At 74.2% G+C, this 23,742-nt stretch carries 20 protein-coding genes; 5 read left to right on the forward strand and 15 right to left on the reverse strand.

The window, feature by feature from the left end; genetic code table 11:
• Nucleotides 1–21: 21 nt before the first annotated feature.
• From ACH4OW_RS12120 to ACH4OW_RS12140, 5 genes are read right to left on the reverse strand one after another with little or no spacing between them, the layout of a single operon-like run.
• Nucleotides 22–1,071 carry a 2-hydroxyacid dehydrogenase gene (locus tag ACH4OW_RS12120; RefSeq protein WP_398027070.1) on the reverse strand — a complete coding sequence of 350 codons (1,050 nt, stop codon included), beginning with the start codon at nt 1,069–1,071 and terminating at the stop codon, nt 22–24.
• A 40-nt stretch (nt 1,072–1,111) separates the two neighbouring features.
• On the reverse strand, nt 1,112–1,744 hold the full coding sequence (locus ACH4OW_RS12125) for a histidine phosphatase family protein (RefSeq protein ID WP_398027072.1): 633 nt from the start codon (nt 1,742–1,744) through the stop codon (nt 1,112–1,114).
• Nucleotides 1,741–3,246: an FGGY-family carbohydrate kinase gene (locus ACH4OW_RS12130; protein ID WP_398027074.1), complete on the reverse strand. Its 1,506-nt coding sequence runs from the start codon at nt 3,244–3,246 to the stop codon at nt 1,741–1,743. Before ACH4OW_RS12130 ends, ACH4OW_RS12125 begins: the two co-directional genes overlap by 4 nt.
• Nucleotides 3,239–4,840 carry an FGGY-family carbohydrate kinase gene (locus ACH4OW_RS12135; protein WP_360130213.1) on the reverse strand — a complete coding sequence of 534 codons (1,602 nt, stop codon included), beginning with the start codon at nt 4,838–4,840 and terminating at the stop codon, nt 3,239–3,241. The genes ACH4OW_RS12130 and ACH4OW_RS12135 overlap by 8 nt, the downstream gene beginning before the upstream one ends.
• A 13-nt stretch (nt 4,841–4,853) precedes the next feature.
• Complete coding sequence (locus ACH4OW_RS12140) at nt 4,854–6,152, reverse strand: MFS transporter (protein WP_398027076.1); 1,299 nt, start codon at nt 6,150–6,152, stop codon at nt 4,854–4,856.
• A gap of 269 nt (nt 6,153–6,421) precedes the next feature.
• Between ACH4OW_RS12140 and ACH4OW_RS12145 the strand changes: the two genes are divergently transcribed.
• Entirely contained in the window at nt 6,422–7,201 is a 780-nt protein-coding gene (locus tag ACH4OW_RS12145) for a DeoR/GlpR family DNA-binding transcription regulator (protein WP_360130219.1), read from the forward strand.
• Between the two features lie 21 nt (nt 7,202–7,222).
• On the opposite strand, the gene ACH4OW_RS12150 is transcribed toward ACH4OW_RS12145, so the two are convergent.
• The 4 genes from ACH4OW_RS12150 to ACH4OW_RS12165 form a co-directional block, all read right to left on the reverse strand.
• A complete protein-coding gene (locus ACH4OW_RS12150; protein WP_398027078.1) occupies nt 7,223–8,710 on the reverse strand; it encodes an aromatic amino acid ammonia-lyase in 1,488 nt (495 codons plus the stop codon).
• A gap of 86 nt (nt 8,711–8,796) precedes the next feature.
• Nucleotides 8,797–9,312: a hypothetical protein gene (locus tag ACH4OW_RS12155; protein WP_398027080.1), complete on the reverse strand. Its 516-nt coding sequence runs from the start codon at nt 9,310–9,312 to the stop codon at nt 8,797–8,799.
• A 60-nt stretch (nt 9,313–9,372) separates the two neighbouring features.
• Nucleotides 9,373–10,437 carry a beta-ketoacyl synthase N-terminal-like domain-containing protein gene (locus ACH4OW_RS12160; RefSeq protein WP_360130227.1) on the reverse strand — a complete coding sequence of 355 codons (1,065 nt, stop codon included), beginning with the start codon at nt 10,435–10,437 and terminating at the stop codon, nt 9,373–9,375.
• Nucleotides 10,437–11,696: a cytochrome P450 gene (locus ACH4OW_RS12165; protein WP_398027082.1), complete on the reverse strand. Its 1,260-nt coding sequence runs from the start codon at nt 11,694–11,696 to the stop codon at nt 10,437–10,439. The genes ACH4OW_RS12160 and ACH4OW_RS12165 overlap by 1 nt, the downstream gene beginning before the upstream one ends.
• A 132-nt stretch (nt 11,697–11,828) precedes the next feature.
• On the opposite strand from ACH4OW_RS12165, the gene ACH4OW_RS12170 reads away from it, so the two are divergent.
• Nucleotides 11,829–13,304: a long-chain fatty acid--CoA ligase gene (locus ACH4OW_RS12170; RefSeq protein WP_398027084.1), complete on the forward strand. Its 1,476-nt coding sequence runs from the start codon at nt 11,829–11,831 to the stop codon at nt 13,302–13,304.
• 22 nt (nt 13,305–13,326) lie between these two features.
• On the opposite strand, the gene ACH4OW_RS12175 is transcribed toward ACH4OW_RS12170, so the two are convergent.
• A complete protein-coding gene (locus tag ACH4OW_RS12175) occupies nt 13,327–14,604 on the reverse strand; it encodes a glycosyltransferase family 4 protein (RefSeq protein WP_360130236.1) in 1,278 nt (425 codons plus the stop codon).
• Between the two features lie 203 nt (nt 14,605–14,807).
• On the opposite strand from ACH4OW_RS12175, the gene ACH4OW_RS12180 reads away from it, so the two are divergent.
• The 3 genes from ACH4OW_RS12180 to ACH4OW_RS12190 are packed head-to-tail and all read left to right on the forward strand — an operon-like array spanning nt 14,808 to nt 18,542.
• Nucleotides 14,808–15,500, forward strand: coding sequence for a response regulator transcription factor (locus tag ACH4OW_RS12180; RefSeq protein ID WP_360130238.1), 693 nt, complete (start codon nt 14,808–14,810; stop codon nt 15,498–15,500).
• On the forward strand, nt 15,493–17,019 hold the full coding sequence (locus ACH4OW_RS12185; RefSeq protein WP_398027087.1) for a sensor histidine kinase: 1,527 nt from the start codon (nt 15,493–15,495) through the stop codon (nt 17,017–17,019). The genes ACH4OW_RS12180 and ACH4OW_RS12185 overlap by 8 nt, the downstream gene beginning before the upstream one ends.
• Nucleotides 17,016–18,542, forward strand: a complete 1,527-nt coding sequence (locus tag ACH4OW_RS12190; RefSeq protein WP_398027089.1) for a hypothetical protein — start codon at nt 17,016–17,018, stop codon at nt 18,540–18,542. The genes ACH4OW_RS12185 and ACH4OW_RS12190 overlap by 4 nt, the downstream gene beginning before the upstream one ends.
• A 12-nt stretch (nt 18,543–18,554) precedes the next feature.
• Here the strand turns inward: ACH4OW_RS12190 and ACH4OW_RS12195 are convergent, their stop codons facing one another.
• From ACH4OW_RS12195 to ACH4OW_RS12215, 5 genes are all read right to left on the reverse strand, one after another.
• Nucleotides 18,555–19,214 carry an ABC transporter ATP-binding protein gene (locus tag ACH4OW_RS12195; RefSeq protein WP_398027091.1) on the reverse strand — a complete coding sequence of 220 codons (660 nt, stop codon included), beginning with the start codon at nt 19,212–19,214 and terminating at the stop codon, nt 18,555–18,557.
• On the reverse strand, nt 19,207–20,157 hold the full coding sequence (locus tag ACH4OW_RS12200; protein ID WP_398027225.1) for an ABC transporter ATP-binding protein: 951 nt from the start codon (nt 20,155–20,157) through the stop codon (nt 19,207–19,209). The genes ACH4OW_RS12195 and ACH4OW_RS12200 overlap by 8 nt, the downstream gene beginning before the upstream one ends.
• An 83-nt stretch (nt 20,158–20,240) precedes the next feature.
• Entirely contained in the window at nt 20,241–21,155 is a 915-nt protein-coding gene (locus ACH4OW_RS12205) for an ABC transporter permease (protein WP_398027093.1), read from the reverse strand.
• Nucleotides 21,148–22,113 (reverse strand): ABC transporter permease, encoded by a 966-nt coding sequence (locus tag ACH4OW_RS12210; protein WP_360130583.1) that lies wholly within the window; start codon nt 22,111–22,113, stop codon nt 21,148–21,150. The genes ACH4OW_RS12205 and ACH4OW_RS12210 overlap by 8 nt, the downstream gene beginning before the upstream one ends.
• A 29-nt stretch (nt 22,114–22,142) precedes the next feature.
• Complete coding sequence (locus ACH4OW_RS12215) at nt 22,143–23,741, reverse strand: ABC transporter substrate-binding protein (protein ID WP_398027095.1); 1,599 nt, start codon at nt 23,739–23,741, stop codon at nt 22,143–22,145.
• Between the last annotated feature and the right edge of the window lies 1 nt (nt 23,742).

The raw sequence follows: 23,742 nt of genomic DNA on the forward strand, positions 1-23,742 counted from the left end.
GTCGTGCCGGGGGCGGGCGGGTCAGCCGCCGAGCACCGCGGGGTTGGCGCAGTGTGCGAGGGGTTCGCCGCGCAGGAAGCGGGCGGCTTCGGCGGCGACGATACGGGCGGCCTTGTGCGCGACCTGGCGGCTGCCGCCCGCGATGTGCGGGGTCAGGACGACGCCGGGCGCGGTCAGCAGGCGGGAGGCGGCCGGGACGGGCTCCTCGGGGAAGACGTCGAAGCCGGCGCCCCTGAGGTGGCCCGATTCCAGCGCGTCGCAGACCGCCTCGTAGTCCAGGAGCGCGCCGCGCGCGCAGTTGACCAGCACGGAGCCGCGCGGCATGGCGGCGATCTGCGCGCGGCCGATCATGCCGCGGGTCTCCTCGGTGAGGCGGGCGTGCAGGGAGACGATGCGCGAGCGGTTCAGCAGCTCGTCCAGGCCGACCTGCTCGGCGATGCCGGCCGGCGCCTCGGGGGCCGCGTACGGGTCGTGGACGAGGACGTGCGCGCCCATGGCGGCCAGCACCTTGGCGACGCGGCTGCCGATCGCCCCGTACCCGATCAGGCCGACCGTGGTGCCCTCGATCTCGATGCCGCACTTGTCGTAGTCGTAGTAGTCGCCGCGCCAGACGCCCTGGCGCAGGTCGGTGTGGGTGTCGCCGACGCCGCGGGCGGCTGCCAGGAGCAGGGTAAGGGTGTGCTCGGCGGTGGCGGTGGCGTTGCGGCCGGGGGCGTAGCAGACGGCGACGCCGTGCCGGGTGGCGGCTTCCAGGTTGGCGTTGACCGGGCCGCCGCGGCCGACGCAGAACAGTTGCAGATCGGGGCAGTGGGCGAGGATGCGCTCGGTGAGCGCGGCGTGTTCGGTGACGCAGACGCGGACGCCCTGGAGCGCCTCGATGAGCTGGTCCTCCGTACCGGATGCCTCGTCGACCTCGGCGACCTTGCCGAGCGGGGTGTGCGGCCAGGGCAGTTGCAGCTCCCGGATCTGCCCGGCGGCCACCGCGCCGCCGGTGGCCTCGGTGACCGCCTCGGCGAGCAGGCTGGGGAGGATGAAGTGGTTGCCGGCGGCGAGGACGGTGGGGCTGCTCATGGGGGTGTTTCTCCTGGGGTGGGTGCGGGGGCGGTGCGGGTCAGTGCAGTGGTGCGGTGACCGGCGCGGGGACGGCGGGAACGTTCAGGCGCAGCAGTGCCGCCTGGCCGTCGCGGACGCGCAGTTCGGTCAGCGCGCCGTTGAGGAGCTGCGGGAAGACGCGGCGGTAGTCGGCGAGCGGGATGCCCAGCAGGTGGCAGAGCAGGACCCGGACGAGGGTGGAGTGGGCGACGATCAGGACGCGGCCGTCCGGGTGGGCGCGTTCGATGTCGGCGAGGCAGTCGGCGGCGCGCGCCGCGGCGGCGCGCGGGTCTTCGCCGCCGGGCAGGTGGTGCCCTACCGGGTCGGCGAGGAACCGCGCCAGCTCCTCCGGGAAGCGCCGGTGCATCTCGGCTCTGGTCAGGCCCTCGCCGCGGCCGAAGTCCACCTCGTAGAGGCGGGCGTCGACGTGCGGCGCGAGGCCGCAGGCTGCGGCGGCGGGCGCGGCGGTGCGGCGGGCGCGGGACAGCGGGGAGCACCAGACGGCGTCCAGGCGGGCGGTGGCGGCCCAGTCGGCGAGGGCCGCCGCCTGCTCCTCACCGCGTCCGGTCAGCGCGACGTCGGTGAGCCCGGCGTAGCGGTTCTCGGCGTGCCACTCGGTCTCGCCGTGGCGTACGAGGATGAAGTCGGTCACTGTACGGCCCTCCTGCGGGCGTGGTCGGCCACGGTCCGGCCGAGCAGGCCACGGTGGGTGAGTTCGTCGAGGAAGCGGAGGTAGGCGGGGAGCAGCCGGGCGGTACGGGCCGGGTCGGGGGTGACCGGCGCGCCGGTGCGGACCATCGCGGCGGCGGCCTCCCGGAGGGTGGCGCCGCCGGAGGTGGCGGCGAGCACGGCCATGCCGAGGGCTGCTTCGGCCTGTTCGGGCAGGCGGACGGGGCATCCGAGCAGGTCGGCGCGGAGTTGGTTCCAGTACGGGTTGCGGGCGCCGCCGCCGGTGAAGGTGAGGGGCCCGTCGACGGGGGCGCCGAGGTGGTCGAGGTAGTCGAAGCAGAGGCGTTCGACGCAGGCGACGCCGAGCAGGTAGGCGTGGAACTGCCGGGCGCGGGTGGACACGTCGCCGAGGGTGAAGGGTTCGGCGTCCGGCGCGCGGAAGGGGAAGCGTTCGCCGCCCGCCGAGACCAGCGGGTAGGTGACCGCGTCCCAGTCGCGGCCTTCGCGTGCGGCCTGTGCGGTGAGCGCGTCGAGGTCGTCGCCGTCCTCCGGGGTGAAGTGCCGCGCGATGACGCCGGCGCCGGAGCTGGAGGCGCCGCCGGGCAGCCAGGTGCCGTCCGGCCCGCGGTGGCAGTAGACGACGCCGTCCGGGTCGCGGATCAGGTGCGGGCTGGCGCCCTTGAAGACGAGGGTGGTGCCCAGCACCGAGTTCCAGGCGCCGGGTTCCAGGGCGCCGGCGCCGATCTGGGCGGCGCAGCCGTCCGTCATCCCGGCGACGACGGTGGCGCCCTCCGGGATGCCGGTGGCCCCGGCCGCCGCGGCGCACACCGTGCCGAGGACGGTGCCGGGCCGGACCACCTGCGGCAGGATGCGCGCGGGCACGCCGAGCGCGGACAGTTCCGCGGCCGGCCAGCGCTCGTCGACGAGGTGGTATCCGGTCTTGAGGGCGTGGCTGGCGTCGGACGGCACCTGGCGGCCGGTCAGGCGCCAGGTGGCGAAGTCGGCCTGGTGCAGCAGCCGGGCGCGCCCGGCGGGCCCGGGGTCCTGCTCCAGCAGCCACAGCAGCTTGGGGAGCGCCCAGGAGGGCTGCATGCTGCGGTAGCCGAGTTCCTGCCACACCGCTCCCCCAGCCTTGTTGACGGCCGCGGCCTGGTCGGCGGCGCGCCCGTCGTCGTACATGAGGCCGGGGGTGAGCGGGGTGCCGTCGGCGTCGGCCAGGAGGATCGTGCCGGAGGTCGCGTCGAGGGCGAGGCCCCGTATCCGGGCCGGGTCGATACCGTCCAGGGCCGTGCGGCAGGCGGCGGACAGCGCGCTCCACCACTGTTCGGGCCGCTGCTCGTGGCGCCTGCCGTCGCGGTGGCTCGTCAGCGGCCGGGAGGCGGCGGCGAGCAGCTGCCCGGTCCCGTCGACGGCGACGCAGCGGGCGCTCTGCGTACCGAGGTCGAGGCCGAGCCAGACGGCGTCGGCGGTCAGGGCGTCAGACACGGTGGGGGGCTCCTTGGGCGAGGGGTTCGGGTGGTGCGGAGAGGTGCCGGGCCAGGGCCGGTGGCCGGTCGGGGGCTTCGGCGGTGCCGTCCGCTCCCCTCGCGGTCCCGGGCCGCCAGCCCGCCTCTCGGGCGAGGGCGCGCCAGTGCAGGAAGTCCTCGTACAGTTCCCCGTACCAGGCCGAACGCTCCGGGTCCGGTTCCCAACTGGTGCGCATCCGTACGTACTTGGAAGCGGCGCTGTGCATGCTGGACTCGGCGCCGGACAGCACCAGGCCGGTGAGGAAGGCGCCCTTGGCGCCCAGCTCGGTGTCGCCGGAGCGGGCGGTCGGCACGCCGGTCGCGTCCGCGATGAGCGCGCACCACGCGTCGCTGTTGGCGCCGCCGCCGCACAGGCGCAGTTCGGTGACGTGGGTGCGGGAGGCGGCCAGCGAGTCGCGCAGCACGAGGGAGAGGCCGTCGAAGACCGCGCGGGCCATGTCGGCGCGGGTGTGTTCCAGGGACAGGCCCCAGAATCCGCCGCGGGCGTGCGCGTCGAGGAACGGCGCCCGCTCGCCCGCCGGGGAGAGGTACGGCAGGAACATCAGGCCGTGCGCTCCCGGCTCGGACTCGAAGGCCAGCCGGGCCAGTTCCGGCGGCCCGGACAGGTGCAGCATGCGCGCCGCCCAGCCGAGCACCTCGGCGCCGTTGAGGGTCGGGAAGGCGCGCAGGACGCGTTCCCTGCCGCGGTAGGCGATGTTGATGCCGGACGGTTCGCCGGTGGTGTCCACGGTCTTGCGGACGATCTCGGTGCACAGGGTGGTGCCGAGGATGCTGCACGCCTGGCCCGGGTTGACGACGCCGACGCCGCGCGCGGTGGCGGCGATGTCGTACGGGGCCATGACGACGGGGAGTCCGGCGGGCAGTCCGAGCTGCCCGGCGGCCTCGTGGGTGATCTCGGCGATCCGCTCGTGCTCGCCCAGCACCTTGGGCAGCAGCCGCTCGTACCCGGTGAGGCCGAAGAGGTCGACGACGTGCGGGTCGTACGCGCCGGTGGCGTGGTCGAGGAAGGGCGCCGAGGCGTCCGACTCGTCGATGGCCGTGACGCCGGTCAGGCGCAGGAACAGCCAGCCGGCTGCGGTGAGCGAGGCGTGTGAGCGGGCGAGCCGGTCCGGGTCGTTGGCGGCCAGCCAGGCGAAGATCGCGTTGGGCATGCCGGCGCAGGTCAGCGAGCCGTTGCGGCGGAAGGCGGCTTCCAGGACGCCGTCGCGCTGCCAGCGGCCGACCACGTCGCCCGCGCGGCCGTCGGACCACAGGACCGCGGGGCCTGTGGGGCGGCCCCGGTCGTCCACCAGCCAGGCGCCGTCACCCTGGGCGGTGAAGGACACCAGCCAGACCGGGTCGGCGGGGCCCGGACCGGCCGCGAGTTGGGACAGGGCGTTGCGTACGGTGAAGACGACGGCGTTCCAGACGGCGTCCATGTCCTGCTCGGCCCAGCCGGGACGGGGGCGGAGCACTTCGGTGGCGAGCCGGGAGACGGCGGTCTCCCGGCCCCGGTCGTCGAAGACGACCGACTTGATCATCGTGGTGCCGACGTCGATGGTCAGTACGGACATCAGGTGCGTCCTCTCACGCCGGTGCCGCGGCGGACGGCGCCGGCGCGGCCGCCGCGGCACCGCGGTCCGTACCCGGCTCGTCCGGCAGCTTCAGGAAGACGGTGAGCGCGGTGCCGGCCGCGTACATCCCCGCGAAGATCCAGACCACCCCTTCGACGCCGAGCGGCCCCGCGAAGGCCGCGACCACGGCCGGTCCGACGAAGGTGCTGGCCCCGGCGCCCAGGTTGAGCGCCGCCAGTGCCCGGCCCTTGTGCCGCGGCTCCAGCGAGGGCATCAGCGCCGATATCGGGACGTACCCCGCCAGCGTAGCGCCGTAGAAGGCGGCGACCACCAGGGCGAGGGGGAAGTTGGCGCCCGCCGCCTGCGGCACGTAGAACAGCAGCAGGGTGCTGGCGGTGCAGCCCGCGCCGCCGAACCAGGCGATGGTGCGGCGCCAGCCGAACCGGTCGCCGATCATCCCGCAGAGCAGGTTGGCGACGATGTTGGTCGCGAACATCGCGCTGAGCAGGTGCAGCCACTGGGTGAGGGTGAAGCCGACGGTCCGGGTGAAGTGCACCGGCAGGATGACGAAGAAGCCGAACTGCGAGGCCGTGTTGACGGTGCGGACGACGGCTCCGGCACCGACCCGGGGGTTGCGCCACAGGATCGTGACGCTGCCCGCCAGGGTGGCCAGCGGGCCGTCGCCCCCGGTGCGCGGGCGCCTGCCGCCGCGGTCGTCGCGGACCAGCAGCAGCGCGATCAGGCCGCCCGCGGCGACCAGGGCCAGGGCGGCCCAGAGCGTGGCGTACGCGCCGATGTGCGGGATGAGGCCGCCGGCGGTCAGCGAGCCGAGGGTGGGCAGGCCGCCGGTGAAGGCGAACCAGAACCAGCCCATGGCGGCGCCGAGCCGGGCCTGCGGCGCGACCCCGGCGATCCAGACGAGGAATCCGTACGCGAACAGCGGGTAGCCGAGGCCGCGCAGGCCGTAGGCCAGCATCATCAGGGGGTAGTTCGCCAGGGGCACGGCCGCCGTGAGGAAGAGGACCTGGAAGGCGCACCAGATGGCGAGGCCGGCCCACATGACGCGGCGCGGGCCCCACAGCTCGGACAGTACGCCGGAGAGCCAGGCGGCGAGGCCGGCCGCGACGCCGTAGACGGTGAACAGCAGCGCCACCCGCGACGCGGAGATGCCCTGGTCGATGAGGTACGGCGAGAGATAGCCGGACTCGACGCCGTCCCCGATCATGAACAGGAGCAGGCCCAGGTAGCCCCAGGCGAGGGTCGGCGGTATGCCCAGGCGTGTGATCAGCGAACGCGGAGGAGGTTTCGTCATCGAATCTCCCCTTTCTACGGCGGCAGGGGGGCTGCGGAGCGGACGGAGCCGATGCAACAGTCCGGCCGAAACAGGCGTCAATGGTGGCCGGAAATCTTCGCATCGGGCCGGTGGCCTGCCGTGTTGTGTCGTACCGGCACCGCCGGTGAGGGCTGCGCCGCCCGCGCACGCCACGTTAAATCCGTGCGAACATAACGCGGCGAATTCACACGGCGTATGTCGTGCCCCGGCCGCCCGGCGGCACCGGCGCGGCGCGGAAGGCAGGCACCATGGACCGGCTCGAAGCCCAGGAGGAGCGGCGCCGCCGCCTGCGTGACGCGGTCGTCGCCCGGGGCTTCGTGCGCACCGCGGACCTCGCCGAGGAGTACGGCATCAGCCTGATGACCGCCCACCGCGACCTGGACGCCCTCCAGGCGCAGGGCTGGCTGCGCAAGGTGCGCGGCGGCGCCACCGGGCTGCCGTCGGCGCAGTTCCACGGGAGCGTGGCGGACCGGATGGCGGTCATGGCGCCGGCCAAGCAGGCCCTGGCGCGGGCCGCGGCGACGCTGCTGGTGCCCGGCCAGACCGTCCTGCTCGACGACAGCACCACCTGTCTGCTGCTGGCGCACCGGTTCGCCGAGCACGCGCCGCTGACCGTCATCACCAACTCGCTGCCGGCCGTCACCACCCTCGCCAAGGAGCCCGGCATCTCGCTCATCACGCTGGGCGGCGCCTACTTCCCCGCGTACGACGCGTTCATGGGCCTGCACACGGCGGACGCGGTACGCGCCTTCCGCGCCGATGTGCTGTTCATGTCCACCACCGCCGTCACCAACGGCCGCTGCTACCACACCTCGCCGGAGACGGTGCAGGTCAAGCGGGCGATGATGGAGAGCGCCGGGCGGCGGGTGCTGGTCGCCGACCACACCAAGTTCACCAAGGGCGGGCTGTACGCGCTGGCGCCGCTGACCGACTTCGACCTGCTGATCGTGGACGACGGGCTGCCGGCGGCGGAGGTACGGGCCGTACGGGCGCGGGGCACCGAGGTGATGGTGGTGCCCCGGCCCTGAGGGCCCGGTACGGGCCCGGGGTCAGCAGGCGCGGTCGAGCACGTCGGCGGCGGCGCGCACCGACACCGCCCACGGCCGGTCCCGCGACACGGTCGGTCCGAGGGCGTCCAGGACGCGGGCGCACGCGTCGGCGGTGGGGCGCCGCGCGCCGACGTGGACGGCCTGGCGCAGGGCGACGGCGAGGGAGCCGTGCAGCAGGCGCAGCGTCCGGGCCTGCCGGAGCGCGGTGAACGCGGCCTGGGTGCCGAAGGGGACGATGTCCTGGTTGTGGAAGTTGGTGGGGATGCTCTGCATGGCCGACGGGGTGGTGTCGCGGCGCATGGCGACCACGAGGGAGGTCGCGGCGAGCTGGACGCCCTGGACGCCGTGGTCGCGGCCGGGGTCCTCGGCCAGCACGGGGTTGAGGCCGCCGTTGCGCCGGGGGTCGATCAGCAGGTCCAGCTGGCGTTCGGCGAGGTTGGCGACCTGGGCGGCGGTGTTGGTCATCAGGTCGGCGGCGAAGGCGACCTGCTGGCCGAAGAAGTTGCCGCCGTGCGCGACGACGTCCCGCTCGGGGAAGAAGAGCGGGTTGTCGCTGATGCCGTTGAGGTCGTCGGTGACGACCTGGCGGGCGTGGCGCAGGCTGGTCGCGGCCGCGCCGAGGATGTGCGGCGCGCAGCGCAGGGTGTACGGCTCCTGGAGGGCGCGGGTGCCGCTGGGCTCGTGGCCCGCCAGCCGTGCGCGCAGGTCGGCCGCGCGTTCCGCGGTGTCGTCGTGGCCCAGCGCCTCGAAGATCTCGGGGGCGGTGAAGTCCGGGCGGCAGCCGAGGACCCCGGCGAGCAGGGCGGTCAGCGCGGTGCCGACCCGGACCGAGCGGTGCAGCTGGGCGAGCGCCAGGCCGGCCACGGCGGCGGTGACGGACGTGCCGTTGACCAGGCCGAGCGCGTCCCGCCCGGCGAGCCGCACCGGCTGCAGCCCGGCCTCGGCGAGGGCCTTGCCGGCCGGCATGCGGGTGGTGCCGAGGTAGGCGTCGCCGCGGCCCTGGAGGGAGCGGATGGCGTGCGCGAGGGGCGCGAGGTCGCCGCTGGCGCCGACCGAGCCGTACTCGGGGATCACCGGCGCGAAGGTCGTGCCGAGCATCGCCACGAGGGCTTCGACGGCGTCCGGGGCCACGCCGGACCGGCCGCGGGCCAGGCTCCACAGGCGGGTGAGCAGGGCGGCGCGGGCGACCGGCGGGTCGAGGTCCCGGCCCTGGCCGACTTCGAGGTGGCTGAGTACGTTCTCGCACTGGTCGGCGCCCTCGTCCTGGCCCGCGTAGACGACCAGCGGCCCGAAGCCGGTGGTGGTGCCGTAGATCTCGCGGCCTTTCGCGATGCAGGTGTGGAGGTACTCGTGGCAGCGTGCGACGGCTTCCAGGGAGGCGTCGTCGAGGCGTACGACGACGGGCCCGGCGGCTGTTTCGAGGGTTTCGGGGGTCAGCACCGAAGGGAACAGCAACTCGGCCGTGGAGGGCCTCAGGTTCGAGGGCATCGTTTTCCTTGTATGGGGGTCGGTGGGGCCGCGCCGGGGCGCGCGGCCGCGGTCGGTCGGGCCGGTGTGGCGGTCGGTACCGGTGGTCAGGACGTACCGGCGGTGAGCAGGTAGGCCCAGGCCGTGCCGGGTGCCGCCGGGCTGTCGCCCGGGTCGGCGGCGATGACCAGGACCTGGTCGGCGTCGCCGGCGGCGACGAGGCGGGCGGCGGTGGCGCTCGCCGCGGCCGGGAGGCCGCCCACGGCGAGCGTGGAGACGAGCGGGCCGGTCAGGCCCCAGACGGCGCTGAGGTGGCCGAGCGCCGTGGAGGGCACGTTCTGGAACAGCAGTGGCTTGGGCACCTGCCGCCCCTCGGCCACCGCGTCGTCGATGGCGGTCTGGGTGACGGTGTCGCCCCGGGTGGCCGCCAGGACGAGCGCGGTGCGCGGTCCCAGCTCCGGGGGCAGCGGCGGCGCGCCGTACCGGTCGGCCAGGCAGCGCTCGCCGACGGCCACCAGCAGGGGCGCGAAGGCGGAGGTCTCGAAGCGCGGGACCTCCGGCAGGCGTGCCGAGGGGTCGTCCGGGGGCGGCCACTGGGCACGGTTCTGGACGATCAGTTCCATGGCGTCCTCATGGGAGCTTGTGCCGCACTCACGACGTCGTACGGCACGGGGTGGTCGGGTTCACGGCGCCGCCAGGAGGAGGGCCGTACAGACGCCGCCGAAGCCGCTGTTGAGGCTGAGGGCGTAGCCGGAGCGCGGGGAGCGGCCGGTGTCGAGCACGAGGTCGAGGGGGCAGTCCTCGTCGGGAGCGAGGAAGTTGGCGTTGACGGGCAGCTCCTGCTGCTGGAAGGCGAGGGCGCAGACGGCCAGCTCCACCAGGCCCGAGGCTTCCAGGCAGTGGCCGTGCAGGGCTTTGGTGGAGCTGACCGGGACGCGCACGCCGTGTGGGTCGAGGGCGCGCACGATGCCGGCGGCCTCTCCCGCGTCGAAGGCGGGGGTGGCGGTCGCGTGGGCGTTGACGTAGCCGATCCGGCCGGGCTCGACGCCGGCCCGCCGCAGCGCTGTGGCGATCGCCTCGGCGGGCCCCCGACCCTCGGGGTGGGGGCGGCAGACGTGATGGGCCTCGGCGGCGTTGCCCCACCCCAGGACGTCGGCCCACGGCCGCGCGGTGCCGGTGCGTTCGAGGACCACGGCGGCGGCTCCGTCGCCCAGCACCGGGCCGTCGCGGCCGGCGCTGAACGGCCGGCAGACGCCGTCCGGGGCGAGGATGCCGGCGCTGTCGAAGGCGGCGAACATGCTCGCGTCGACGAAGCTGCCGCCGGCGACGACGGCCCGCGGCTCGGCGCCGGTCCCGATGAGGTGGGCCGCTTCGGTGAGGGCGGTGTTCGAGGCCGCGCAGGCGGCGGTGTGCACGGTGAGCGCCTCGCGCAGGCCGCAGGAGCCCGCCAGTTCGGCGGCCAGCGCGGCCGTGTCAGGGCCCGCGTGGAGGGCGAGGACGAGCGGGGTGGCGGCCCGGTCGTCGGCCGACAGGCCGGCCTGGTCGCAGGACTCGCTGACGAGGTGGGCCAGTTCCGCGTACAGGTCGGGGGTGCCGGGGAGCGTCGCGGCGTGGTGGGCGCGGTAGCGGGAGGTGTCGAAGCGGGCGACGGGGGTGGTGGCCGGGGTCGTGGAGGCCAGGCCCTTCCACAGCGCCTCGGGGCCGCGGCCGTACGCGGTGAGGACCGAGAGGCCGGTGACGCGGGCCATCAGGACACCACCGCGTGCCGGGGCTGGAAAGTGACGGGCAGCTCGGTCAGTCCCGCGGTGACGTGCAGATGGGTGATGCCGCCGGTCGAGCCGCGCTGCCAGGGCAGCGTGTCGAGCGGCTGGGCCGCCGCGAGGCCCGGCAGCCGGCGCAGGACCGCGTCCAGGGCGGTGCGGCACAGCTGCACGGCGAATTGGGTGCCGAGGCAGAAGTGGGGGCCGTGGGCGAAGACGAGGTCCTGGCCGGCTTTCCGGGTCAGGTCGAGCCGGTTGGGGTCGGCGAAGCGGTTCGGGTCGCGGTTGGCCAGGGCGATGTGCACGATCGCCGCGTCGCCCGGTTCGAGCCGCGCGCCGTACACCTCGGTCGGGCGGGTGGCGAAGCGCGGCATGGTGGCCGCCAGCGGCGAGGTGTAGCGCAGCAGTTCGTCGAGGCCGTCGGCGACGCGGTCGGGGTCGGCGAGCAGCTCGGGGCGCTGCCAGAGCGCGTACAGGCCCGAGGTGACGAAGTCGCTGACGGGCTCGTAGGCGGAGACGAGCAGCAGGAAGAGGGTGGAGGTCAGCTGCCCCTCGTCGAGGCCGGCGGCGTCGGCGTGCGCGACCATCTCGCTGACGGCGTCGGGCCCCGGACTGCGCCGCCGGTGGGCCACGAGGTCGCGCATCAGCTCGCTCATGGCTTCCCGGTCGGCCGCGTACTGCCGGCGGGCCGGTGAGCCGGGGGGATCGAACAGCGGTGACGGGACCCAGCGCCGCAGCTCCATGGCGCGACGGGCGAAGTCGGGCGGATATCCGAGGAGTCCGGTGATCGCTCGGACGGCGAAGGGGTGGGCGAAGTCGCGTACGAGGTCGGCCCGGCCCTGTCCGGCGATCTCGTCGAGCAGCGCCCCGGCATGCGACCGCGCTTGGGCGGTGGCCGCCCGTACCCGCTCCGGCGTGAAGGCCACCGCGCCCAGTTCGCGCAGCCGCCGGTGCGGTTCGCCGTCGATGTTGAGCATGCTGCGGACGATGCTCTGGGTGACCTGCGGGCCGGTGAAGGCGAGGTAGCGCTGCCAGCGCTCGCCGCCCCGCACGGCCGGCTTGGCGAAGGCGGTGTCGGTCAGGATGCGGCGCGCGGCGTCGTATCCGGTGGCGACCCAGGCCGGGGAGCCGTCGGGGAGATCCGTGCGCCACATCGGCGGCTCGCCGCGGGTGTCGATCCGCTCGGCCGCGGGGCTGAGCCGCACACGCGCGTCCATCAGCAGCTTCGTATTCGGACCAGCGGTCACCGCAGCCTCCCCACTCACTTCACTGAACACGTATCGTCACTTATAAATTACCATCCGTAATATTTCATCACTACGCTGCTCGCCCGCACGGGTGACGCGTGGGTCTCACCCCCAAGGCGACAGGACACACTCATGCACCAGGAGGGCATCGGCTCCTGGCCCGCACGGCGGGCCCGCCGCACGCCGCACCGAACGGCCCTGATCCACGACGGGGCACCGGTCAGCTACGCGGCCCTGCACGCGCACACCACCCACGTCGCCCGCACGCTGCTGCTGCACGGCGTGCGCAAGGGCGACCGGGTGGCCCACCTGGGCCCCAACCGGCCCGCCTTCGTCGCGTCCCTGTTCGCGGCCGGCCTGCTGGGCGCGGTGTTCGTCCCGCTCAACACCCGGCTCACACCGGCGGAACTCACCTACCAACTGGCGGACTGCGGCGCCCGGGTGCTGCTGAGACCGGGTTCCGGCCACGGCGGCGAGGACTGGGGCGGCCTGCCGACGATCGACGTGGACGACGCGATCGACGTGGGGGGCGCGTACGAAACACCGCCCGCCGGCCTCCCCGACGTGCCGACGGCCCCGGACGACCCCTGCCTGATCCTCTACACCTCGGGCACGACCGGACGCCCCAAGGGAGCCGTGCTCACCCATGCCAACCTCACGTGGAACGCCGTCAACGTCCTGATCGACGAGGACCTGACGTCCCATGAGGTCGCGCTGATCGCCGCGCCGCTCTACCACGCCGCGGCACTGGGCATGCAGGCCCTGCCGGTGCTGCTGAAAGGCGGCACCTGCGTGCTCATGGAGGGCTTCGACGCGGGCGCGGCCCTCGAAGCCGTGGAACGGCACCGCGTCACGTCCGTGTTCGGCGTCCCCACGATGTTCCGGCGGATCGCCGCCCACCCGCGCTGGCACGAGGCCGACCTGTCCTGCCTGCGCACCCTCGTGTGCGGCGGGGCCCCGGTGCCGGAAACGCTGGTCGGCACGTACGCGCGCCGGGGGCTCGTGCTGCGCCGGGGGTACGGCCTGACCGAGGCGGCGCCGGGTGTCCTGCTGACGCACGACGGGCCCGCCGGCGTACCCCACCTCTTCACCGACGTCCGCGTGGTACGCCACGGTGCCGCCGCCGACGCCGCCACCGAGGAGACCGGCGAACTCCTCGTGCGCGGCCCGAACGTCATGGCCGGCTACTGGAACCGGCCGCGGGAGAGCGAAGCCGCGTTCGCGGACGGCTGGCTGCGCACGGGCGACGTGGCCCGGCTGGCCGCCGACGGCGGGGTGACCGTCGTCGACCGCGTCAAAGAGGTGATCATCTCGGGCGGCGAGAACGTCTACCCGTCCGAGGTCGAACACGCGCTGCTGGCCCACCCGGACGTCGCCGAGTGCGCCGTCATTCCGGTGCCGGACGCCGAGTGGGGCGAGGTCGGCCGCGCGGTCCTGGTGGCGGCGCCGGGCGCGGCCCTCGACGCGGACGAGGTCCTCGCCTCTCTGGCCGGCCGGCTGGCCGCGTACAAGATCCCCCGCTCCGCCGTCATCGCGACGGCGCTCCCCCACTCCGCCACGGGCAAGGCCGCACGGCAGCACATCAAGGACCGGTACGGCCCGGCCTGAGCCGCCGCGTATCCGGCTCGGCTCAGGAACCGAGCTTGCCCAGCACGGCACGCGCCGTGGAGCGCGCGGCGTGCGCCGTGTCGAAGGCGCGGGTACGTACGTGGAAGCCCGCATTCCGCCGGAAGCCGAGGGAGCGGCGTCCGGGGCCGCGCCGCAGCAGGTCCTGATAGAGGTCCTGGTGCCGCTCGGCGATGAGCGAGGGGTCGAAGCGGGCCGAGTTCCGCAGCGCCGCCTCGCCCATGCGCCGGCGCAGGCGGTCGTCGCCCACGAGCCGGAGCAGCGCGGCGGCCAGGTCGCCGGCGCGGCCGGGCGGCACCAGGAAGCCGTCGGTACCGTCCTCGACGATCTCGCGCGGTCCGACGGGGCAGTCCGTGGAGACCACCGGCAGACCGCAGCGCATCGCCTCGACGATGGTCATGCCGAACGACTCGCGGTCGGAGGCCGAGGCGGCGACCGACCCTTTCACCCATTCCGGTTCGAGCGGGTCGGCCTTGCCCATGAGATGCGCGTGGTCCGCCAGCCCGAGTTCACCGATCAGGCCGGTGAGGGAATCCCGCTCATTGCCCGTGGTGTCGCCTTCGCCGAAAATCCGGAGCTGCCAGTCCGGGTGCTTGCGTACCACTTCGGCGAACGCCTTGACCAGAATGTCGTACCGTTTGAGCGGGATCAGCCGCCCCGCCGCGACGATGACCTTTCCGCTGCCGTCGGCAGGCTCGACGGAAACCCGGGGAACGCTGTTCGGTATCGCTTCCACCCGCACCCCCGGGAAACGGAGCCGCCGGTACGTCCGGGCGTCGGACTCGGACACCGTGGTGATGGCGTCCAGCAGCCGGTAGCGATGGCGTATCTCGTGCCGCAGCCGGAAACCGTGGCCCGAGAACGTCAGGTGCTCCTGCCCCACGCGGATGCCGGCGGCGCGTGTCTGGCGGGCGACGTGCGCGTTGAGACCGGGCCTCGTCCCGACGACCACGTCGGCCTCCAGCCGCTCCAGAAAGCGGCCGATGCGGGCATCAGTGAGACGGCTGTACTGCCGGTGCCGCCCGTCGGCGCGCGGGAAGATCCTGGCGGGCTCCGCGTGACGGGGGTCGTCGCCCTCGAAACCGGCGGACGCGGCACGCAGGTCCACCAGGTGGGTCAGCCGCACCTTCGCCGGCACGTGAATGACCGGAACGTCGCGGTGCCGGAAAACCGAGACGATCTCCACGTCGTGCTGCTCGGACAATACCGAAGCGAGATTGTACGTGGCCCGAATCGTGCCGCCGATGCCGTAGGCATTGTGAATGAGAAAGACAATGTGCACGGGCCGTCCAACCTCTGAAAGCGCATCCTGAGTTCGGGCTGTCCCACCTCCCGCGACGGCACGGCGCCGGACGGGCTGGACGGCCGCATTCTGCGCACACCGACCCGAAGAAAACCTGAAAGCCCGGCGCCGGCGCCCGGCCCTGACCTGAGCCTGAATTTTTCTTAAGGAAGCAGAACGAAAGGTGTGCCACGCTTAATGGCGTGCACCGCATCCTGCTCGTCGAGGACGATCCCCAGGTCGGCCCCGCCATCCGCCGCGGCCTGACCGCCGAGGGCTACACCGTGGACGTCGCCACCGACGGCGTCACCGGCCTGGCGCTCGCGCTGGCCGGGGACCACGACGTCGTCGTCCTGGACGTGATGCTGCCCGGCCTCCACGGCTACGGGGTGTGCGGCCGGCTGCGGGCCGCCGGCGTCACCACGCCGGTGCTGATGCTGACCGCGAAGGACGGCGAGCACGACGAGGCCGAGGGGCTGGACACCGGGGCCGACGACTACCTCACCAAGCCGTTCTCCTACGTCGTCCTCCTCTCCCGGCTGCGGGCCCTCCTGCGACGCGGCGGCCGCGCCGGCGCCTCGCCCGTGCTGCGCCACGGGGACCTGTGGGTCGACCTGGCCACCCGCCGGGCCGGGCGCGGCGCCACGGCCGTCCATCTCACCGGCAAGCAGTTCGGCGTGCTCGCCGCGCTGATCCGCGCCGAGGGGCGGGTGCTGTCCAAGGGCGAGATCCTCGACGAGGTGTGGGACCCGGCCTTCCGCGGCGACGCCTCGATCGTCGAGGTGTACGTCTCCGCGCTCCGCCGCAAGATCGACGCCCCGCACGGGACCCGCTCGATCGAGACCGTACGCGGCTACGGCTACCGCCTCGCCCCCACCGGGAGCACCGGTGGCTGAGCGGGCCGGGCTGCTGCGGTGGATACCGACCGAGGCCCGGGCCGCGCTCCTCGCGGGGCTCGCCGCCTGTGTCGTCTTCACGGCGGGAGCGTGGTGGCTGCGCGGCCACGTCCACGACGAGACCCTCAGGCAGACCGCCCACCTCGCCGCGGTCCAGGCCCGGACCACCGCGGCGACCGAGGCGACCACGGAGCAGAGCCACGTCTTCGAGCGGGGCTTCTGGCCCAAGGCCGAGATCGACGACAGCGGCCGTCTCCACCCCGCCCCCGGCATCGCCGTCACCCTGGACGGCCTCGCCGGGCTTCTGCCGCCCGCCCCGCCCGGCGCGGGCAGCGACTGGGCCCGCACCGTCACCCTCAGCGCCGAGCGGACCCGCGGCCTCGCGAAGAGGTGGCACGCGCAGTTGGAGGCCGCCCTCCCCCAGGGAGACGATCCCGACGCCGTGGCGGTCCGGACGCAGGCCCGCCTACGCGTCGAACGCCTGCTCCACCGGGACCTCACCGCCGTCGGTGCCCGCTACACCCTGCCCGACCGCCGCTGCACCGACCCCGCCGACGCGCCCGGCAGGTGCCGGCGCACCGTCTACCACCTGGTTCCGCCCGACGACGCCAACGCCGCCGTCGCCACCCTCGAAGTGCCCCTCAAGGCCGGCGTCCCCGCCGCCACCCTGATCGTGGCGGCCACCGCGTGGATCACCACCCGGCGGTCCCTGAAACCCGTCGAGGCCATCCGCGCGCAGGTGGCGGACATCACCGACACCACCGACCTGCACCGGCGGGTTCCGGTACCCGTTGCCCGCGACCGGATCCGCGCTTTGGCCGAGACGACGAACACCACCTTGAACCACCTCGAAGAAGCCGCCGAACAACAGCGGCGTTTCGTCGCCGACGCCTCCCACGAACTCCGCTCGCCCCTCACGGCCCTGCACACCCAGCTCGAAGTCGCCCTCGCCCACCCCGAGCACCTCACCGACGCCGTCCACGACGCCCTCAGGGCCACCGACCGGCTCCGCCGTGTCACCGACGACCTCCTCTACCTCGCCCGCCCCGGCACCTCCGAGCTCCGGGACGTCGTCGACCTGGTCGAGATCGCTCACGAACTCGCCCACGAGTACGACCACCTCGGCCACCCCGTGGTCCTCGGGCCCTTCCCCGAGGAAGCGCCCGCGAACGGTGACGCCCTCCAGCTCCACCGGCTGCTGCGCAACCTCCTCGACAACGCCCACCGGCACGCCGCCGCCCGTGTCACGCTCACCATCACCCCGCGCGGGCAGGGGTGGGACGTCTCCGTACACAACGACGGCACCCCGCTCGCCCCCCACGACCTGGAACGGGTCTTCGAGCGCTTCACCCGCCTCGACGAGGCCCGCGCCCGCGACACCGGCGGCAGCGGTCTCGGCCTGGCCATCGCCCGCGACATCGCCCACCGCCACCACGGCACCCTCACCGCTCACACCGGGCACCCGCGCCCCGGCACGACCTTCACCCTCCAGCTCCCGGCAGCCAAGACCTCCCCGTGACAACAACCACCGCACCCCGCCCCGCCCTACCCGTCGTACCCGGCGTCTCCGCCGTCCGTGCCCGGTGCCTGCGCGTGGCCGGATGGGCGCCGCCGGTTCTCGCGCTCGTCCTCGGCGTATCGGGGAACTGGGACCCCTCCGCGTGGACCGACGAGGTCGTCACCATCGACGTGGCGCGGCGGTCCTGGCCGCAGCTGATGGATCTGCTGGGGCGGGCCGACGCGGTGCACGGCCTGCACTACGTACTGATGTGGCTGGTCGGGCAGGCGAACGGAGGGCTCAACGAGTGCACGGCGCGGGTGCCGTCCGCGGTGGCGGTGGCCGTCGCGGCAGGCGGCCTGACGTGGCTGGGGCGGCTGCTCGGCGGTCCGCGTACCGGACTGTACGCGGGGCTGCTGCTCGCCCTTCTGCCGACCGCGTCGCGGTACGCGCAGGAGGCCCGCTCGTTCGCCTTCGTCATGGCGGTGGCGGTGGCGGCCACGGGCGCCCTGGTGAAGATCCTGTCCGGCCGTGCCCAAGGCCGGTGGCTGGTCGGCTATGCCGTACTGACCGCCCTGCTGGGCTGGTTCAACCTGCTGGGGCTGCTGCTGGTGGCCGCCCACGTGGTCACCGTGGCGCTCCGGCGCCCGGGCCGCCGCGTCGTCGTACGGCTGCTGGCGGCGCTGGCCGCGGGCGTCGCCGCCGTCGTCCCGCTGCTCGTCCTCGCCTCCGCCCAGAGCTCCGCCGTGGGCGAAGCCGCACCGGTCACCGCCGGGACGCCGTTCAACTACTTCACCTGGCTCCTCACTCCCGGCCAGGGCACGCTTCCCGCCCCGCTGAAACTCCTGCTCACCTGCACCGCCCTCGCCGCCCTCGGCCTCCTCGCGGTGCGCCGCCGCAGGGCCGCGCCCCTGGCCCTCGCGGTCGGTGTGCCCTGGCTCGTGGTGCCCCCGCTGCTGCTCATGGCCGTCTCCCTCGGCCATCCCCTCTTCGCCTACCGCTACCTGCTGTTCTGCCTGCCGGCCCTGGCCTTGCTGCTCGCGCTGGCCGCCACCGTCGTCCCCCCGTACGGGCAGGTGCTGTTCGTCCTCCTGCTGTCCGTCCCCATCGCCGCGTCCCACCTGGCCATCCGCCAGGAGGACAGCCGCCAGTGGGACACCCGCGCCGTGATCAGGACCCTGCGCGTCCACGACGCCCCCGGCGACGCCGTCCTCTTCAGCGGCGCGCGGTGCGGTCTGATCGCCACCGCCTTCAAGGAGGCGTTCACGGGCCGCCCCGACCTGGGCGCCGCCCGGACGGCCGCCGCACTCGGCGCCCTGGACAACCTGCCCGCCGGGCCGGCCCTTCTGGACCAGCGTCTGGCCCGCACGCCCCGCGTGTGGCACATCAGCTGCAACCACCTCTCCTCCGGCGCCCGCCAGGCCGCCGCCCGCACCGTCGCGTCCCGGGAAGAGGCCCTCGCCCGCGCCGGTTTCTCCCCGGCCTACCGCCACAGCGCCCCGGGCGTGGACATCACCCTCGAAGAACGCCCCGCCACCGGGTGACCCGCCCGGACGCTACGGGCCGCCGAGCTCCCCCCACCCCACCGTCCGGTCGCACCACCGTTCCAGCAGCACGCGGTCGTGTCCGACCGCCAGCAGCCCCGCTCCCGACGTGCGCCGGTACTCCTCCACGACCGCCACCAGGGCCGCCGTCGTGGAGGCGTCGAGCATGGCGGTCATCTCGTCGCAGATCAGCCAGCGGGGGCGGAGCACCAGGGCGCGGGCCAGGCAGGCGCGTTGCAGCTGGCCGTCGCTGACCTCGTGCGGGCGGCGGGCCAGGAGGTCGGCGCCCAGGCCGACGGCGGGGGCCAGTTCGGCGAGGCGGCCCGGGATCTCGGTGCGGCGGCCGGTGGCCCGCAGGGGCTCGGCGATCAGGTCGGCGAGGCGCAGCCGGGGGTCGGCGGACAGCCGCGGCTGCTGGAAGACCACGCCGTACGCGGTGCGCTGGGCGCGCGTGGCCCGGTGGCGGTAGCCGCCGACGGGCTGCCCGTCGAGGACGACGGTGCCGGCGTCCGGGCAGTGCAGCAGCGCGGCCACCCGGGCCAGCGTCGACTTGCCGCAGCCGCTGGGGCCGAGCAGGCCCACGGACTCGCCGGCCGCGATGCGCAGCGACACGTCACGGACGACGGGGCGGCTGCGGTCGTATCCCGCGGTGATCGCGCACAGTTCAAGCACTGGCTGCCTCTCCTTGTGCGGCGGCCGCCGGCGCTTCCAGCGGGTGGTGGCAGGCGGTGCCGTCCGCGAGTGCGGGCACGGCGGTCGCGCAGACGTCCGTGCCGCGGTCGCAGCGGGCGGCGAAGGCGCAGCCCGGCGGGAGGGCGCCCAGTTCGGGCGGCATGCCGGGGATCGGCGCGAAGGCGCGGTCCGGGAGGGCGTCGAGCAGGCCGCGGGCGTAGGGGTGGCGGGGTCCGGGGGTGCCGAAGAAGTCCGCCGCTTCGGCGAGTTCGACGATCCGGCCGGCGTACATGACGGCCACCCGGTCGGCGATCCGCTCGGCCGCCGCCAGGTCGTGAGTGATCATGAGGAGGGCCCGGCCGGCGCCCTCGGCGTCCCCGGGGGCGTCGATGTGGCGGCGCAGTTCGTCGACCGTGCGGTCCACCAGGTCGCGGTCCAGGCCGGTCGTCGGCTCGTCGGCGAGGAGCAGCGGGGCGTCGCCGACCAGGGCGAGGGCGGTGGCGGCGCGCTGTGCGAGGCCGCCGGAGAGTTCGTGCGGGTGCCGGTCGAGGTGGTCGGCGGGGAAGGCGGCCCGCGCCGCGGCCTGCTCGGCGGCGGCCCGCAGGGCGTGCTTGGGCGTGCCGGTCAGCTCCCGGACGGTCTCTTCGAGCTGGGCCCGTACGGTGCGTACGGGCGTCAGGTGCGCGGCGGGGCTCTGCGGCGCCAGGCCGATGCGGCGGCCGCGTACCGAGCGGGACAGCTCGCGTTCGGAGGCGGTGAGCAGTTCGACGCCGTCCAGGTGTGCGGTGCCGGCGGTCTCGGCGTTGCCGGGGAGCAGGCCGAGCAGCGCGGAGGCCAGGACGGACTTGCCGCAGCCGCTCTCGCCGACGAGTGCCAGGCACCGGCCGGGCGCGAGGTCGAAGGAGGCGTCGGTGACGGCGGCGACGTGCCGCCCGCCGCGCATGCGGAAGCGTACGGACAGCCCGCGCACGGACAGGACGGGAGGCGCGGCGGGCGCGGCGGGCGTGGGCGGTGTGGCGGGCGGGTTCACAGCATCAGCTCCGATCGGCGGCGCGGGTTGATGCGTTCGCGCCAGGCGCCGGCCAGGCCCGCGATGGCGAGCGTCGGGACGATGATGAACAGGCCGGGGAAGAGGGTCGGCCACCAGTCGCCCGCGAGCAGCGAGCTGCGGGCGCTGTTGACCATGTTGCCGAGGCTCGCCTCGTGGGCGGGCAGCCCGAGGCCCAGGAAGGACAGCGCGGACTCGTGCCAGATGGCGTGCGGCACCATCAGGACGGCGGCGAGCCCGGCCTGCGGCAGTACGCCGGGCAGCAGGTGGCGGACGGCGACCCGCAGGCGGGAGGCGCCGCCGGAGACGGCCGCGTCGATGTACGGGCGTGACCGCAGCGAGAGGACCTCGGCGCGCACGATGCGGGCGGTCGAGAGCCAGTGGGTCAGCGCCACCGAGATGATCACGGGCCAGACGCCGGGCCGGAACATCGCCACGATGAAGATGCCGAGCAGCAGGTGCGGCACGGAGGAGAACAGGTCGACGACGCGCATCACGCCGCGGTCGGCCCAGCCGCCGAGCGCCCCGGCCAGCGCGCCGACCGCGGTGCCGATGACGGTGGCGGCGAGCGCCGCGACCACGCCGACGAGCAGCGAGACGCGCAGGCCGTAGACACACCGCAGCAGCAGGTCGCGGCCCACATCGTCGGTGCCGAAGGGGTGGGCGGCGGAGGGCGCGTGGAGCTTGGCGGCGAGGTCGACGGCCTGCCGGTCGAGGGGGACCAGGAGGGGCACCACGACGACGGCGAGGACGACGGCCGCCACCAGGACGGCGGAGGTGCGGACCCGCAGGGTGCGGGTGCCGCGGCCGTCCCGGCGCGCGGAGCGCCGGTGCCAGGCGGTGGCGGCGGGGGCACCGGTCGCCCCGCGGGACGTTTTGAGCGTGTCAGCCATCGAAGCCCACCCTCGGGTCGGCGAGTCCGTACAACAGGTCGGAGAGCAGGTTGCCGAGCAGTACGGCGGCGGTGGCGAGCACCGTCAGCGCCGCCAGCAGCGGGAAGTCCACGCTCGTCGCCGCCTCGACGGTGGCCGCCGCGATGCCGGGCCAGCTGAAGACGGTCTCCACCAGCAGGGCGCCGGTGATCAGTTCCGGTACCCGGGAGCCGATCAGCGTGAGGACCGGCAGCAGCCCCGAGCGCAGGGCGTGCTGGAGCAGGACGGTGCGCTCGCTCAGGCCGCGGGCCCGCGCGCCGCGCACCGGGTCCTCCTCCAGGGCGTCGCCGACCCCCTGGCGTACGTAGAGGACGAACCACGGGAGCTGGGAGACGGCGAGGACCAGTGCCGGGAGGACGACGTGGCTCGCCACCTGCCCGGCCGTGGCGACCTCGCTGGCCGTGTCGGTCAGCCCGCCGGCCGGCAGCACGCCCAGCTTGAGCGCGAACAGCCAGACGGCCAGCAGCCCGAGCCAGAACGGCGGGGCGGCCTCCAGTGTGTAGGCGGCGGAGGTGACGGCGCGGTCGAGCACCGAGCCGCGCCGCCGGGCCGCCAGTACGCCCAGCAGCGTGCCCAGGAGGACGGCGATCACGAACGCCAGCGCGCACAGCAGCACCGACCAGCCGATGCGCTCGCCGATGACCTGGGAGACGGGGGCGCGCAGCGTCGCGGAGTCGCCGAGGTCGCCGGTGAGCGCGCCGGTCAGCCAGTGCCACCAGCGGCCGAGCAGCGGCTGGTCGACGCCGAGGTTGTGCCGGATCTGGTCCAGGTTCTCCTGGGAGGCGGTGAGCCCGGCGGTGCCCGCGTACGCCTTGACGGGGTCGAAGGGCGCGGCGGCGGCGACGGCGAACACGCCGAGGGTGACGGCGAGGAGGACCGGGACGGCGAGCAGCGCGCGCCGTCCCGTCATCCGCGCCATCGGCCCCCAGGGCAGCTGTGCGAGGCGGCTCACTTGGCGGGCTGCCAGTCCTCTACGTTCCACCACGGGCCGGAGGCCAGGCCGTGGTCGTGCGGCTCGACCTGGGTGGTGAGGTCCTTCCACTGGTCCTTGACCACGTACAGGTGGTCGATGTGGGTGAGGAAGATGTACGCCGGGTCGTCGGCGAGTTCGCGCTGGATGGTGTCGTACCCGGCCTTGCGCGCGGCCTTGTCGTCGGTGCGGCGGGCGTCCACCAGCGCCTTGTCGACCTTGGGGTTGTCGTAGCGCGACATGTTGTTGAAGCCGTCGCCGGCGAGCGAGGAGTGCAGCAGCAGGTACTGGTCGAAGTCCGGGTCGGCGGGGCTGCCGCCGCCGGCGAGCACCGCGTCGGTCTTCATGTTCGGCTGGATGGCCTCCCAGGGGCCGGACTCCACCTTGACCTCGATGCCGGCCTTCTTGGCGTCGGAGGCGAAGGCGAGCGCGTGCTCCTGGCGGAGCTTGTCCCCGGCGAGGTACCAGAGCTTGAAGGAGGCGGGCCGGCCGTCCTTGGCGCGGATGCCGTTCCCGCCCTTCTCCCAGCCCGCGTCGTCGAGGATCTGCTCGGCCTTCTTCAGGTCGTGGGTGCGCTCGGTGCCCTTGGCGAACCAGGGGCTGTCGGTCGGCACGGGCCCGTAGGCGGGCTTGCCTGCACCGTCGAGGATGCCGTCGACCATGGCCTTGCGGTCCACCGCGAGGTCCAGGGCCTGCCGTACGGCCTTGTCGCCGGTGACCTCGTTGGCGGTGGGGAGGGTGACGTTGCGGTAGTCGAAGGTCTTGGCCGTCAGGGTCTTCTTGTCCTTGTCGGACTTGAAGGTGGCGGCGAGGTTGGGCGGCAGGATGGCGCCGTCGAGGTCGCCGGAGCGCAGCCGGGTGGCGCGCACGTCGTCGTCCTTGATGATCGCCATGGTGAAGTTCTTCACCTTGGGGGCGCCGCCCCAGTAGTGCGGGTTGGCCTTGAAGGTGAGCTTCTCGCCCTTGGACCAGTTGGTGAGGACGTACGGCCCGGTGCCGATCGGCTTGGTGGTGAACGAGCCGGTGTTGACGTCCTGGTTGCCCGCGACGTGCTTCGGCGCGATCGGCAGGACGGTGCGCTCGGCGAACGGCGCGTAGGGGTACTTGAGGTGGAAGACGACGGTGCGGGCGTCCTTCTTCTCGACCTTGTCCAGGGCGTCCAGCTCGGCCTTGGAGGCGTTGTTGGTCTTCTCGTCGAGGATGGTCTCGTAGGTGAAGACCACGTCGTCGGCGGTGAAGGGCTTGCCGTCGCTGAACGTCACGCCGTCGCGCAGGGTGTACGTGTAGGTCGTGCCGTCATCGGAGACCTCGGGCAGCTTCGCGGCGAGCGCGGGCCGGAGCTTCATGTCCGCGTCGTGGGTGAGCAGCCCGTCGAAGATCTTGGAGTTGCCGTCCTTGCCGTAGCCCAGCAGCGGGCTCAGGCTCTCCGGCTCGTAGGCGATGCCGACCACGGCGGAGTCCTTGGCGCCGGCCGCGCCGCTCTTGCCGCCGGTGGGCGTCGAGCAGGCCGCCGCCGTGAGCGCCACCGTTGCCGCCAGCGCCGCGGCGGCCGCTGACCGTATCGACCGGGCCGTCATG

Origin of the sequence: Streptomyces sp. NPDC017056, from assembly GCF_044332485.1 — a bacterium.
GTDB lineage: Bacteria > Actinomycetota > Actinomycetes > Streptomycetales > Streptomycetaceae > Streptomyces.